At 32.2% G+C, this 13,742-nt stretch carries 13 protein-coding genes; 10 read left to right on the forward strand and 3 right to left on the reverse strand.

Going from position 1 to position 13,742, the window contains the following annotated elements:
* Positions 1-36 precede the first annotated feature (36 nt).
* Genes AC1RRN_RS12335 through AC1RRN_RS12350 form a run of 4 tightly spaced genes read left to right on the forward strand, consistent with a single transcriptional unit; the run spans position 37 to position 2,421 of the window.
* On the forward strand, positions 37-843 hold the full coding sequence (locus tag AC1RRN_RS12335; protein ID WP_492967593.1) for an SDR family oxidoreductase: 807 nt from the start codon (positions 37-39) through the stop codon (positions 841-843).
* An 11-nt stretch (positions 844-854) separates the two neighbouring features.
* Positions 855-1,196, forward strand: a complete 342-nt coding sequence (locus tag AC1RRN_RS12340) for a hypothetical protein (protein ID WP_492967594.1) — start codon at positions 855-857, stop codon at positions 1,194-1,196.
* Entirely contained in the window at positions 1,180-2,094 is a 915-nt protein-coding gene (locus AC1RRN_RS12345) for a helix-turn-helix domain-containing protein (RefSeq protein WP_492967595.1), read from the forward strand. Before AC1RRN_RS12340 ends, AC1RRN_RS12345 begins: the two co-directional genes overlap by 17 nt.
* Positions 2,095-2,097: 3 nt before the next feature.
* The gene (locus AC1RRN_RS12350) at positions 2,098-2,421 is read left to right on the forward strand and encodes a MazG-like protein (RefSeq protein ID WP_492967596.1); all 324 of its coding nucleotides are present in this window, start codon (positions 2,098-2,100) and stop codon (positions 2,419-2,421) included.
* Positions 2,422-2,497: 76 nt separating this feature from the next.
* Here the strand turns inward: AC1RRN_RS12350 and AC1RRN_RS12355 are convergent, their stop codons facing one another.
* The 3 genes from AC1RRN_RS12355 to AC1RRN_RS12365 are packed head-to-tail and all read right to left on the reverse strand — an operon-like array spanning position 2,498 to position 8,045.
* Positions 2,498-4,915 carry an ABC transporter permease gene (locus AC1RRN_RS12355; RefSeq protein WP_492967597.1) on the reverse strand — a complete coding sequence of 806 codons (2,418 nt, stop codon included), beginning with the start codon at positions 4,913-4,915 and terminating at the stop codon, positions 2,498-2,500.
* 1 nt (position 4,916) lies between these two features.
* On the reverse strand, positions 4,917-7,328 hold the full coding sequence (locus AC1RRN_RS12360) for an ABC transporter permease (RefSeq protein ID WP_492967598.1): 2,412 nt from the start codon (positions 7,326-7,328) through the stop codon (positions 4,917-4,919).
* Between the two features lie 3 nt (positions 7,329-7,331).
* The gene (locus AC1RRN_RS12365) at positions 7,332-8,045 is read right to left on the reverse strand and encodes an ABC transporter ATP-binding protein (RefSeq protein WP_492967599.1); all 714 of its coding nucleotides are present in this window, start codon (positions 8,043-8,045) and stop codon (positions 7,332-7,334) included.
* Between the two features lie 479 nt (positions 8,046-8,524).
* On the opposite strand from AC1RRN_RS12365, the gene AC1RRN_RS12370 reads away from it, so the two are divergent.
* The 6 genes from AC1RRN_RS12370 to AC1RRN_RS12395 all read left to right on the forward strand — a co-directional run bounded on the left by AC1RRN_RS12370 (position 8,525) and on the right by AC1RRN_RS12395 (position 13,690).
* Entirely contained in the window at positions 8,525-9,874 is a 1,350-nt protein-coding gene (locus tag AC1RRN_RS12370) for a sigma-54-dependent transcriptional regulator (RefSeq protein ID WP_492967601.1), read from the forward strand.
* Between the two features lies 1 nt (position 9,875).
* Positions 9,876-11,210, forward strand: a complete 1,335-nt coding sequence (locus AC1RRN_RS12375) for a sensor histidine kinase (protein ID WP_492967602.1) — start codon at positions 9,876-9,878, stop codon at positions 11,208-11,210.
* A gap of 75 nt (positions 11,211-11,285) precedes the next feature.
* Positions 11,286-12,083 carry a DUF5684 domain-containing protein gene (locus tag AC1RRN_RS12380; protein WP_492967603.1) on the forward strand — a complete coding sequence of 266 codons (798 nt, stop codon included), beginning with the start codon at positions 11,286-11,288 and terminating at the stop codon, positions 12,081-12,083.
* 41 nt (positions 12,084-12,124) lie between these two features.
* Positions 12,125-12,652 (forward strand): hypothetical protein, encoded by a 528-nt coding sequence (locus AC1RRN_RS12385; RefSeq protein ID WP_492967604.1) that lies wholly within the window; start codon positions 12,125-12,127, stop codon positions 12,650-12,652.
* 12 nt (positions 12,653-12,664) lie between these two features.
* A complete protein-coding gene (locus AC1RRN_RS12390; protein ID WP_492967605.1) occupies positions 12,665-13,165 on the forward strand; it encodes an endonuclease V in 501 nt (166 codons plus the stop codon).
* A 105-nt stretch (positions 13,166-13,270) separates the two neighbouring features.
* On the forward strand, positions 13,271-13,690 hold the full coding sequence (locus AC1RRN_RS12395; RefSeq protein WP_492967606.1) for a VOC family protein: 420 nt from the start codon (positions 13,271-13,273) through the stop codon (positions 13,688-13,690).
* The last annotated feature ends 52 nt before the right edge of the window (positions 13,691-13,742 follow it).

Here is a 13,742-nt window from a genome sequence, read left to right on the forward strand (position 1 = left end):
GCTGATCTTTGCATTATAATTTTAAAACAATTAAAAATGCAAAAGACAATTTTTATTACAGGAGCTTCATCAGGTTTAGGAAAATCAACAGCAAAATTATTTCAAAGTAAAGGCTGGCAGGTAATTGCCACAATGCGTAATCCCGAAAAAGAAACCGAATTAAATCAATTAGAAAATGTAATTGTACTTACGTTAGATGTTACGAATCAGGAACAAATTGATGCTACGATTAAAAGTATTACTGATAAATATTCGGTTGATGTTGTTTTAAACAATGCCGGATATGGTTTAATAGGAGCTTTAGAATCTTTAGAAAATGAACAAATCGAACGCCAGATTGTAACCAACTTATTTGGTGTAATAAAAGTTTCAAAAGCTTTTGTATCTCACTTTCGTGAAAAGAAAAGCGGCACTTTTATTAACGTTACTTCTACTTTTGGATTAATGGGTTTTCCAACCTGTTCTATTTATAGTGCTACCAAATTTGCTGTCGACGGTTTTTCTGAAAGTTTAGCATCAGAATTAATTCAATTTGGAATCCAGGTCAAAGTAGTGGCGCCCGGCGGAATGCAAACTGATTTTGCGGTTCGATCTATGGAAGTCGGTCAACATGAGGCATATGAAAAATTGACTTTTGAAGTGAGTAAAGGTTATAGCGCAGAAAAATTAGAGAGTTATACAAAAGCTGAAGATGTTGCTCAAATTATCTACGAAGCTGCAACGGATAATAAAAATCAACTTCGATATATTGCCGGAAATGATGCTAATGCCTTATATAATGAACGATTGAGTTTAGGTGCCGAAACTCAGGTACAAAACATCAAAACTATGTTTACATTTTAATTTTGAAACAAATGAAAAATAAAGCGATAGAATTGACTACTTTTAAACTAAATGGCTTTACGACAAAACAATTTATAGAAGCCAATACTGAAATTGATGCTTTTTTAAAACGTCAAAAAGGTTTTTGCTCCAGAACTATTTTCGAGTTAAAAAAGGGAGTAGTTTATGATATGCTCGTTTGGGATACTACCGAAGACGGAACAAACGCCATGCACAAATTAATGTCAGAACTTAGCGATTCAGTCGTACACGATATGATTGATCAAAGTACGGTAAGCTGGAATATTGCGCCAATAGAACATTTTGTAGATTTGTACAACAAGAGTATTTCCAAAAATGAAAAATCAGCCTAAAATATTTCAATCCATATCAGAATTGCATAAGGCGATGGGACAGCCAAAACCAATGCATCCGCTTATCAGTGTTTTGAATTATGGTGAAGCAATTTTTGACCCGAAGGATTTTGAACACGGAATCATTTTAGATTTTTATAAGATATCTTTTAAAACTCATTTCTCGGGGAAACTGCGTTACGGACATGGTTTTTATGATTTTGAAGAAGGAGGAATGTCGTTTGTTGCGCCCGGACAAATTTTGAAAATGCAGGAAGAAGAAGCAGATTATAGCGGAATGTCACTTAATATTCATCCTGATTTTATTCGCCCTTATTCTTTAAATGAAAACATTAAAAAATATGGCTTTTTCTCGTATTCTGCTGCCGAAGCCTTGTATTTGTCTGAGAAAGAAAAGGAAACGATTTTAGCAGTTTTTGCTAATATACAGGATGAACTAAATCAGCGAATTGATCATTTTAGTCAAGATGTTATTATTTCGCAATTAGAACTTTTGCTTAATTACAGTAATCGCTTTTACAATCGACAATTTATAACCAGAAAAGTAATTAATAGTGATGTACTTTCTAAACTGGAGAATTTGCTTTCAGCTTATTTTAATACTGATAAACCGTTGAAAAATGGTTTGCCGACTGTACAGTTTGTAGCAGATGAATTGCAATTATCACCAAGGTATTTAAGCGATTTGCTGCGTAATGTTTCAGGGCAAAATACACAACAATTTATTCATGATAAATTGATTGAAAAAGCAAAAGAATATATCACAAAAGGAACTTTATCAATGTCAGAAATCGCATATAAATTAGGTTTTGAGCATCCGCAATCGTTCAATAAATTGTTTAAGAAAAAAACAAATGTAAGTCCAATTGCGTTTCAGGAATTATTCAATAAAAATTAAATTATGGCATCACTAAATTTTGAGCAGCTAAAAGAACGTTCTTTAGAAATAAGAAAACGTTATCACGAATTAGAATTAGCACATCACGGCAGCGAATGGTCTGTTGAAGAAGATGCATTAGCCTTTTTAACCGATGCAGGTTTGGTTGGTCGCCATGTCATGTCACAGCAAGGAAGATGGCCAAAGTCAAATACGGAAGAAGAACTAAAACACAAAATAGGAGAATCTATTTGGTGGCTTACCGTTTTGGCCGAAAGAATGAATATTAATATTGAAGAAGTTACTAAGGAGTTTCTAACTAAAACGGAAGATCTGTTAGGAAACTAATTTAAATATTTGCAATCAAAAAAAGCCTCCAAAATCAAAATGACTTTGGAGGCTTTTTAGTTATAAATCTTTTTTATTATTCATATTTCAGATATTTTAAAATATCCGTTTTTGTTGCGATATAAGCTCTTGAAAGAACAATTATCAAAGTCAAAACTAATAAAATAATGAATCCTAAAACGAACGGAATGATACTGATATCAATTCTAAAAGCAAAATTTTCGAGCCATTTATTCAATAAAAAATAAACCGGAAACAAGGCGAATATAAAACCAATGATGCAGTAAAAAACATATTGTTTCGATAATTCTTTCAATAGAACATTTGTTTCTGCTCCGAGTGTTTTTCTGATTGCAATTTCTTTCATTCGGCGTTGTATTGAATAAGAGGCCAGCGCGAACAAACCAAATAAGGCTATTGCAATTACAATAATGTTTAACAGTGAAAAAAGGTTTTTTTGCTTCGTATAGGTTTCATATGTTCTTGCATATTGCTTGTCTACAAAATCATATTGAAACGGATATTCGGTATCGACTTTCGACCATAATTTTTCAATATTTCCAATCGTATTTTCGAGATCATCCCGTTTTAGTTTTATATAAACTTTATTAATGTTATGTGTCATACCAAACATTTTGATATTGTAAAAAGCAATTGGTGGTACTTTTAATTCAGGACTTAATAAGTTGAAATCCTGAACAATACCAATTATTTTTAATTTCTGTTCCCGAATTACAAGTTCCTTTCCAAGAGGATCTTTAAGATTCATTAATTTTAATGCGCTTTCGTTTATGATCACTGAATTTATAGTGTCTGAAGCCAGTTTTCTATCAAAATTTCTTCCCTTAATTATTTTGATGTTCAGCATTTCAAACATGCCAAAATCTAAAGGGATAACGCGTTGTTTAAAAAGTTCATCATGGTATAAGACTCCCGATATAGAATTGTCTGAACCATCAAACGCAATGAGACCAGTGGAGATTTGTTCGACGCCTTTAATTTTGCTGAGCTGCTGTTTTATGATGTTGTATTTGTTGTAAATATTTTGGGCTGCATTTTCTCCCTGGTAATCAACTGATGGAAAGTTTAACGAGACCGAAATTACCTGATCCCCCTTAAAACCCAGATCTTTATTTTGTAAAAAATTAATTTGCTGATATACGATATTAGAGCCTATAATGAAAAACGCAGCAATGGCAAACTGAAAAATAAGCATTCCGTTGCGCAGCCAAATTCCGTTTTTGCTTCTTTCGAAATTTCCTTTCAAAACTTTAAAAGTTTTAAAATTGGCAATATAAATTGCCGGTAATAATCCCGCAGTAAAAACGGTAATGATAAAAATCAGTAACAATTGCACATAAAACTGACCGGCGAGAAGTACAATGTTTTTGTTTAAAAAGTTATTGTAATAGGGCAAAGCAAGCTCGACAATTACCAAGGCCAATAAAATAGAAAAACTAGTGGTTAAAACTGTTTCAAAAAGAAACTGACTAACAATATCGCCTTTTGATGCACCCGAAATTTTACGTACGCCAACTTCTTTCGCCCGCTTTACGGCATTAGCAGTTGCGAGATTGATGTAATTAACGATCGACAAAATGAGAATCAAAAAAGACAAACCCATCATGATCATTAAAAACTGATAATTTCCTCGCGTTTCAGGATAACCATCTGCTATCGAATGTAATCTGGCTTCTGATAAAGGTTCAAGAATAACTGTAAAATGCCCCACTTTTTTAGTCATAACTTCGACTGTAAAACCGGCTTCTTTGGCAATTTTCGCAATAAAATCGTGGTTATAAATTCTTTCGAGTTTCTGTCTTGTAAGATCAACTTTTGACGGGTCTTTTACTTTTAACAATAACTTTAAAAGAAACGGACCAGTTAATCCGGAAGTTGTATATTGTTTCATTTTATTGATGATCGCATTTGGTGCAATCGAAGAATTTCCTGGAATATGGTACACGGCCCTTACAGAAAACAGCTGGTCAAAACATTTTATTTGTTTTCCAATGGGATTTTCATTTCCAAAAATCCTTTTAGCCGTAATATCTGAAATAGCAATGCTCGAATCATCTTTTATAGCTGAAATTGCATCGCCCTGAATAATTTCGAAAGGAAAAAAAGAAAAGAAATTTTGTTCGACATTGATAATTTTATCTACAAATTCCTTTTTTCCTTTGTAAATAATTTTATCCTTTTGATACCAGGAATCAGCATATAGTATAGATTTGACATTTGGATCTTGGTCTAAAGTCGGTTTCAGGAATAAGGCACAATCTGCTAGGGCGGGCATATCGCTTAGTTGAACCAAAACCTGATAAACATTGTCTTTTTCAGGGTTCCAGGCATTGTAACTCTGTTCGTCGTTCCAGTAAAGCAGTGCAAAAATCAGCCCGGCAATTCCTATTGACAATCCTAAAATATTAAGGAAAGAGAAAAGCTTGTTGTGCTTTAAGCGGTAAATAAATATGTTGATATAGTTTTTTAGCATTTTACTCGTATTTTAGGTATTTCAGAATATCAATTTTGGTTACCTGATATGCTTTTGCCAAAACAATAGCCAAGGTCAAAAACATTAAAGAAACAAGAGCCACAAAAAAGGGCAGGATTGGAATATCAATTCTGAAAGCAAAATCTTCAAGCCATTTTCGCAACAAAAGATAAGCAGGAATTATTCCGATGAAAAAGCCAATCAAACAGAAAACCACGTATTGTTTTGATAATTCCTTCAGTAAAATATTGGTTTCAGCTCCTAAAGTTTTTCTGATCGCAATTTCTCTCAATCTTCTTTCCATAGAAAAGGAAGCTAAGGCAAACAATCCGAAAACGGCAATCAAAATTACAATTCCGTTTAAGATTGAAAATAACTCACTTTGATTCTGATATCTTTTATACGTTCTGGCAAAGTTTCTATCGACAAAATTGAATTCGAAAGGGTATTCTGTATCTACTTTTGTTGTCCAGAATTTATCAAGGGCAGCAATCGTTTCTGGTATTTGCTGTGGTGCAATTTTTACGGAAACATTACGTAAATCTTTTTGCACCCAGTCGATAGCGGTGATATGTAAAAAAAGCATGGGTGAAATTCGGTTTTCAAGCCCAAAATAATGGAAGTCTTTTACAATACCAACCACTTTAAACTTTTTACCTTCCCAAACAATTTCCTTATTTACAGGATCTTTCTCCATCAATGTTTTAGCCGCAGTTTCATTCAATAAAACACTGCTAATACTGTCTGAAGCAAATTTGCCTGATAAGTCTCTTCCTTTTATTACCGGAATTCCTAAAACATCCAGCATTCCAAAATCAATAGCCATTTGTTGCGTTATAACTTCTTTATTGGTTTTATAATGCAAACCCGACCATGAATTAGCGTTGGTTCCAATAGAAAATACTCCTGCAGAAACAGCCTGAACACCTTTTATTTTTAAAAGTTCTTGTTTGATGGTTTTATACCTGTCAAATTGTTTTATCCCTTTTTTAGGTTTAAACGAAATATCCATCACTTGCGCGCCTTTAAAACCTAAATCTTTCTGGGTCATGAAGTTTACCTGTTGATAAACGATAAAAGAACCAATGATAAAAAAAGTCGCAATAGCAAATTGCAAAACCAGCATTCCGTTTCTAAGCCAGATTCCGTTTTTACTGCGGGAAAAGTTTCCTTTTAAAACCTTCAATGGCTCAAAATTCGAAATATAGATTGCCGGTAAAACGCCCGAAACTAAAATGACAATTATAAAAATGAATATCAGTTGTAAATAAAACTGAGAACCTTCGAGAATTAAATTTTTGCTTAAAAGTGAATTATAAAAAGGCAATGAAAGTTCGACAATTACCAAGGCTAATAAAAGTGAAAAAAGCGTAATTAAAGTAGTTTCAAATACAAATTGGATAATAATTTGTGATTTTGTAGCGCCCACAATTTTTCGTACTCCAACTTCTTTGGCACGTTTTATAGCATTTGCCGTAGCGAGATTAATATAATTGACAATCGACAATAATAAAATAAGGACGGATAATCCCAATAAAATTTTTAAAAATTGGAGATTTCCAGTTCCTTCCGGAAAAGGATAATTTCCCTGAAAAAGTCTTGAACCAGCAAACGGAAGTAATTTCGCTTCGGTAACTTCTCCATACTTTTTTAAATACATGTCATATGAAATACCTTCTTCCTTAGCCTGTTTTTTGTAGTTATTCTCTACATAGATTTCATTTAGATTTTTGAGAATTGAAGTTGTGTCGCTTTGTTTTTTTAATTTTAGCATTAAGCCGTAGCTAAAACCCCAATTTTCTTTATTTTTTTCGAGATCTTCCTCAACTATGGTTGTAACAGCAGCAGGCATTACAGAAGATTTTTCAGATAATCGATAGACGCCGCGAACAACAAAAAATTTCTCAGCATATTTAACCTGTTTTCCCATCGGATTTTCATTCTTAAACAAACGAGAAGCCGTTTCTTCAGATAAGGCAATACTATTACGATCATGAATGGCACTTTTTCCGCTGCCCTGAATAAATTCAAAAGGGAAAAAAGAAAAGAAATTACCTTGTGCGGAGAAAATCTTATCGATCAATTCTATTTTGCCGTTATATTGTACGGTTTCTTTAGTGTAAAAAGTATTGAAATAACAATAATCCTGCAAAGCTGAAGTAGTTGATTTTAAGATTGGAGCTGGGATAGGAGAGTTTACAGCCCAAACATTTCCACCGCCGAGATCATTTAAAACGGCGTAAATTTTATCTTTTTCGGGATTCCATTCATCATACGAATGTTCCTCATTCCAATATAAAGTTGCGAAAATCAATCCCGCAATTCCAATACCCAAACCCAAAACATTCAAAGACGTAAAAAGCTTGTTATTTTTGATGTGGTATATAAATATGTTAGTCCAGTTTTTTAGCATGATCTAGTTGTTTAGAGTAGCTGCAAAAACATCGACATTTCTATTATTCACTTTTTCAGAAAGTATAATTCCGTCCTTCATCAAAATTGTTTTTTGAGAGAAAGAAGCATCGTAATCGGAGTGCGTTACCATCAAAATTGTGGCTCCGTTGGCATGTAAATCCGTTAGTAACTCCATAACCTCATTTCCGTTTTTACTGTCCAGATTTCCGGTAGGTTCATCGGCCAAAATAATTTTCGGATCATTGATTAAAGCTCTTGCTACGGCCACACGTTGTTGCTGACCTCCGGAAAGTTGTTGCGGATAATGTTTCAATCGATGTGAAATCCCTAATTTATTGGCGATCTCGTTTACTTTTTTCTTTCTTTCAGCCGATGGAACGTCATTGTAAATAAGTGGTAATTCGATATTATCAAAAACAGATAATTCATCAATTAAATTAAAATTCTGAAAGATGAAACCAATGTTTTCTTTTCTGGCTTTTGATTTTGCTTTTTCTTTAGTGCCAATCATTTCCTGACCTAACAACTGATAACTTCCGCCAGATGCGCTGTCTAATAAACCAATTATATTTAATAAAGTTGATTTTCCGCTTCCGGATGGTCCCATAATCGAAACAAAATCGCCTTCGTTTACGGTTAAAGAAATTTCACTTAATGCATTTGTTTCTACTTCTTCGGTTCTAAAAATTTTTGAAAGTTTTGTAATGTTGATCATAATTGTTGTTTTAGATTGATGATTTTAATTTGTTGAGTATAATTTATTTTAACACATAGAAACATAGATTTTGAAAACTCAAAATAGGCGTTTCACTTTTTTAAATTCACATAGACCTCTATGTGTTAGAAACAAGTTTCTTTCAATCTTCTTTTTAGAAAACAAAAAAAGCTATGTTTCTATGTGTTAAATATTATTTTACGAATTACACTCAACGGTTTCAGTTTTAAATAATTTTTATTGCTGAAGTAACAGAAACAAATTCGAAATTAAGATAATTCACAATATAGTTGTTAGCGCTCTATTTTTGTTACTTTTACCAACAATAATACTTCACATATTTGATGATTTGTTAGTCTTAATGTGATTTTCATGCCAAAAATTTAAAGTTTGTAACTGCCTTATTTTTAAATTTTTATTTTTTAAGAGAAATTTAAACTGTCCATTTTTGGACAGCTTTCGTCCAAAACTGAACAAAAATGAAAAAAACAAATGCCTCGATATTAATCATCGACGATCAGGAAGACATCCTTTTTGCGTCGAAAGTGTTCCTGAAAAAGTATTTTGAAGACATTTATACGCTTAATAATCCGAAAAATATTGTCGAATTATTGTCAAAAAAAACAATTGATGTCGTTTTATTGGACATGAATTATAGAATTGGATTTGAAGATGGAAGGGAAGGATTGTATTTGTTGAAAGAAATAAAAACGCTTTCGCCAAAAACAATTGTGATTTTAATGACGGCGTTTGGAAAAGTTGAAACAGCCGTTGAAGGTTTGAAAAATGGCGCTTTTGATTATATTTTAAAACCTTGGGAAAATAAAAAATTACTGGAATCTGTAAAACAAGCCGTTGATAAAGCGCGAAAAGAACAGAAAAAACAAAAGACGATTGAAGTTGAAAACGACTTTTTTATTGGAACTTCTGATATTATAAAAAAGGCCTATTCTCTGGCAGATAAAGTAGCAAAAACCGACGCGAATGTTTTGATTTTGGGAGAAAACGGAACCGGAAAATTTGTTTTGGCACATCATATTTACAGTCATTCGGAAAGGAAAAACAATCCTTTTATAGCGGTTGATTTAGGTTCGTTGAATTCGAATATTTTTGAAAGCGAATTATTCGGTTATGCCAAAGGCGCTTTTACCGATGCAAAATTAGATACGCCCGGACGCTTCGAAATGGCACAAAACGGAACTATTTTTTTAGATGAAATAGGAAACGTTCCTTTGCATTTACAATCTAAATTGCTGCAGGTTATTCAAACTAAAACGGTAACAAGATTGGGTGAAACCAAACCAAGACCTTTAAATGTCAGGATTATTACGGCAACCAATTTGAACTTGAAATTAGAAGTTGCTGATAAAAATTTCCGCGAAGATTTGTATTACCGCATAAATACAATGGAAATTGTTTTGCCGCCGTTGCGCGAACGAAACGAAGATAAAATTCCACTGGCCGAATATCTTCTTGAAAAAATGATTGTCAAATACGGAAGAGACGAAATTACTTTCGACAAAAAAGTATTGGAACAAATTGAAAAACACGCCTGGAATGGAAACATCCGCGAAATGGAGAATAAAATTGAACGCGCCGTCATTCTTTGTGAGAACAATAAAATCACGGTTTCCGATTTAGATTTAGAAACCATAACAACTTATGAAGAAAATCCCGATGATATTCAGCTTTCTTCTGTAGAAAAAGCTGCGGTTGAAAAAGCTTTGGTCAAAAATAACAACAATATCAGTAAAACGGCTGAAGAATTGGGTTTGTCAAGAGGTGCTTTATACCGTCGTTTAGAGAAATACAACATCAATCTCAATTAATATGTTTAAAACGTTTCAGACATACAAATTACTGTTTTTAAGATTGATTCTGATTGTTGCGATGATCGAAATCGCTATTTATTTTTTTAAAACAGGATTACTTTTTACAGGTGTATTTGGACTTTTTATTGTCTTTTTGTTAGTACGCGAAATGTATTTTTATGTTCGGAATTTTGTTTTGCTTTACGATAAAACAATTGCTTCCATCTTGCAAAATGATTTTACTTCAGATTTTTCGAATCATAAGTTCAATAAAAGCTACAATGATTTATTTCAATTGTATGATACATTAAAAAACAAGCAAAACGAACAGGTTTCTAAAGACATTATTTACCGTTCGATTTTGAATAATATGGAAACCGGAATTATCATTTTGCAAAAACAGGATTCAGATTGGGATATCTTTTTAATGAATGAATATTTTTCGAAGCAATTTAATGTTCCGAAAGTTTCAAAATGGAAATACCTGAAAAATCAATTGCCATCTTTATGCGAAATTATTGAAGAAGATGATTTTCAGGAAATAAAAACTTCAGTAGAAATAAGTATCAATGAGCAAAACAAACAAACATTTGTTTTACAGGCTTCAAGAACAGAGATTTTTGAAAAGGATTATTTTATAGTTTTACTGGATTCAATTCAGAATGTAGTCGAGAAAAAAGAGAAAGATGCCTGGGTAAATCTGATGAAAGTGATTTCGCATGAACTTTTAAATTCTATAACGCCAATTCGGTCAATTTGCCAAAATTTGCAGGATTTGGTCGAACAGGATTCCTTGTCGGCTGAAGATTTAGAAGATGTAAAAAACAGTGTCGAAACGATGTTGAGACGAAGCGATCATTTACAAAAATTTGTTGAAGGGTATCGAAAATTGGCCATGCTGCCTTCTCCCAAAAAAGAAAAAATAGAATTGCAGCATTTGATAGAGAATGGTATACAGGTTATGAATCCGTTATTCAAAGAAAACGGAATCGAAGTTGTAAATGGAATCTCTTTTAAACGTTGGATCGAAGTTGATTCGCAACAAATTGAACAAGTTTTGATAAATCTTTTAACCAATTGCATTCATGCTTTAAAAAATGTTTCTCAAAAGAAGATTTTTATTTCGGCGGAAGCCAAAGAAAACCGAACTTTCATTAGAATAACAGATAACGGAAATGGAATAGAAAAAGAAATTGAAGACAAAATTTTCCTGCCGTTTTTCACGACCAGAAACGAAGGCGCAGGAATTGGCCTGACTTTATCTAAAAATATTATTGAAGCGCACGGTGGCTATATTTCGTATAAAAGTGAAGTTGGAAATACGGTTTTTGAGATTTGTTTGGTGGAGAATTGATTTTTAAGAATTTAAAGAAAAATAAAATTATATTAGCATTCAGAAACCAACCAAAAAACCAAAACTTCCTAATAAATGGATTTAAAACTTGATCTCAAAATTGCCTTAAAATATTCTTTATTTTTTGCTGTGTTTTTATTGCTATTAAAAATAAATGATCATTTATCATTAGATGAAAATTATTTTCCGACAGTAACACCCTTTAGTTTCCTAAATTATTTCTATCAGATTGTTTTCGCTTTTTTAGTTGTAAAAGCCTTTTTAGAATATCTAAAAAGCGGAAATAATTATAAGGATATCTCAGTGATTTCTTTTTTTGTTTTGTTTTTGACGGATCTTTTAAGTTATCTAATTAATTTTAGCTTTTTTAAAATATTTTATGAGAGTATTCATATTCCGCATCGAGAAGGACTACTTGATCTTTTTGAACGGCCATTTATGTTGCAGGAACCTCAGTTTAACTTTTTTTATGGGTCGATTCTTTTCCCTGTTCAAAATCTCTTTAATTCATTAATGTCAGGTGATTTCTTTGGAGTTTATAATGTAATGCACAATAAATTATTTGTTTTGTTGATTGTACTTTATTTATTCAATCTGTTTTTTCTTTTCAAAAAGTACGGCAGAAACAAATGGTATAGTGTAATTCCAATACTAAATAAATTGACTTTATTAAAAATTGCAGAGAAACCTGTTCTCTGGATTATATTGATTTTTATTCCTTTTGTCAGATACTTTTTTTTGTATTCCGTTAATAAAAAAATAGCACAAGAAAATGGATTTGATTCTAAATTAGCACTCGGAATGACATTTCTTCCATCTGTGTTTTACGGAAAAGTAAGTTTTGCTGAAAACACAATTCCGTTACAAAATTAGAATTGTTACCATAAAGTAATCCCCAAATACTAAGTTTACGAATGGAAAAAAAGCTTTCGCCACAACAAATTGAAGCCATAAAAGAAGCTCATTTAAAAGAAGATAAAGTAGCAATCGAAAATCAGGTGATAAAACTAATTGTTGCCGGATTTGATGAATATACTGCAGAATATCTTGTAAATAAAGTTATTAAAGAATACAGAGAAGAACTTTTTAAGGACGCTGAAGAAAAGAAAGAAAACGAAAAAGAAAAACATATTGCAGATTGTGTTGTATTGTTTGCTTCTGTTTCAGGATCTGTATTTGGGGTTACGAATCCTGCGTGGTATTTGTTTGTCGTGATTGTTTGCGCAATTGCAGGCTATTTAGGATACAATGAAAAGCCTTTGGCAGGAATGATTCGTTCTATAGTTATAGCAGGTTTATTTCCGGTAACATTTAATTATTTGTTTGGAACAAGAAGTGAGTTCAGATACATTGAACTTTTATTACCACTCGGAATTTGTTTTATTGTGGGTTATGGATTTCAATATCTAATTGGTAAAATGTTTTATCCTGATGAAGATTAATTTTTTTGATATATGATATTAGCATTTGATACGTATTACTACGACGGAAAAGCAAAAACAATTTGTCTGGAATTTCAAGAATGGAATCAAAGTACAGATTTCAAAATTCATACAGAAATAATCGATAATGTCGAAGAATATATTCCCGGAGAATTTTACAAAAGAGAATTGCCTTGCATTTTGAGTTTATTGCATCAAATTGATTTAAAAAAGGTAGAAGTCATTATTGTTGACGGATTTGTTTATTTAGATGATGAAAAGAAATACGGTTTAGGAGGTTATTTATATGAAAAACTGAATCATGAAATTCCAATAATTGGTGTTGCCAAAACCAATTTTGCCTCTATCGAAAAAACCAAACGAAGTTTATTTAGAGGTGATAGCCAGAAACCGTTATATGTTACGGCAATTGGAATTGAATTAGACGATGCTTTTGAGAAAGTAAAAAGTATGGCAGGTGAATTTAGAATTCCAACCTTGCTGAAAGAAATGGATCGGCTGACGAAAGAATAATTCTTTTAGAAGAAATTCTATAAAATGATATTGTATTGTAAATGAATATATTGATCGAAATAGTTTTTTAAATTTGTAAGGCTACAACCCAAAAAAGCAAACATTATGGAAGACTCAAAAATACAATCAGACAATTCAGGTTCTGATAAAACACCAAAAGTGACAGGAATTGGAGGGATTTTCTTTTTTTCAGATAATCCGAAAGATACAAAAGATTGGTATGCGAAAAATTTAGGACTTGATGTCAACGATTGGGGATCGACTTTTGAATCCAGAAATATCAATAATCCAGATGAGATTGAAGCACTTCAATGGAGTACTTTTAAAAAAGGAGATGACTATTTTGCACCGTCCAAAAAAGAATTTATGATTAATTACAGAGTTCAGAATCTTGAAGGACTTCTGGAAAATCTCAAAAAAAACGGAGTAACCATTTTAGATGAAGTCGCTACTTATGATTATGGCAAATTTGTTCATATTATGGATGCCGATGGTAATAAAATAGAACTTTGGGAACCGATGTAATAAAGAAGATTTCATATAAATAAAAGACAATTATGATAATTATTACTTTTTA

The sequence above is a fragment of the Flavobacterium sp. GW821-FHT11G01 genome (assembly GCF_058808175.1).

Coding starts and splice junctions, on each gene's coding strand:
- AC1RRN_RS12340 (WP_492967594.1), top strand. CDS start 855: ATGAAAAATAAAGCGATAGAATTGACTACTTTTAAACTAAATGGCTTT.
- AC1RRN_RS12350 (WP_492967596.1), top strand. CDS start 2,098: ATGGCATCACTAAATTTTGAGCAGCTAAAAGAACGTTCTTTAGAAATA.
- AC1RRN_RS12390 (WP_492967605.1), top strand. CDS start 12,665: ATGATATTAGCATTTGATACGTATTACTACGACGGAAAAGCAAAAACA.
- AC1RRN_RS12345 (WP_492967595.1), top strand. CDS start 1,180: ATGAAAAATCAGCCTAAAATATTTCAATCCATATCAGAATTGCATAAG.
- AC1RRN_RS12380 (WP_492967603.1), top strand. CDS start 11,286: ATGGATTTAAAACTTGATCTCAAAATTGCCTTAAAATATTCTTTATTT.
- AC1RRN_RS12395 (WP_492967606.1), top strand. CDS start 13,271: ATGGAAGACTCAAAAATACAATCAGACAATTCAGGTTCTGATAAAACA.
- AC1RRN_RS12335 (WP_492967593.1), top strand. CDS start 37: ATGCAAAAGACAATTTTTATTACAGGAGCTTCATCAGGTTTAGGAAAA.
- AC1RRN_RS12360 (WP_492967598.1), bottom strand. CDS start 7,328: ATGCTAAAAAACTGGACTAACATATTTATATACCACATCAAAAATAAC.
- AC1RRN_RS12370 (WP_492967601.1), top strand. CDS start 8,525: ATGAAAAAAACAAATGCCTCGATATTAATCATCGACGATCAGGAAGAC.
- AC1RRN_RS12365 (WP_492967599.1), bottom strand. CDS start 8,045: ATGATCAACATTACAAAACTTTCAAAAATTTTTAGAACCGAAGAAGTA.
- AC1RRN_RS12375 (WP_492967602.1), top strand. CDS start 9,876: ATGTTTAAAACGTTTCAGACATACAAATTACTGTTTTTAAGATTGATT.
- AC1RRN_RS12355 (WP_492967597.1), bottom strand. CDS start 4,915: ATGCTAAAAAACTATATCAACATATTTATTTACCGCTTAAAGCACAAC.
- AC1RRN_RS12385 (WP_492967604.1), top strand. CDS start 12,125: ATGGAAAAAAAGCTTTCGCCACAACAAATTGAAGCCATAAAAGAAGCT.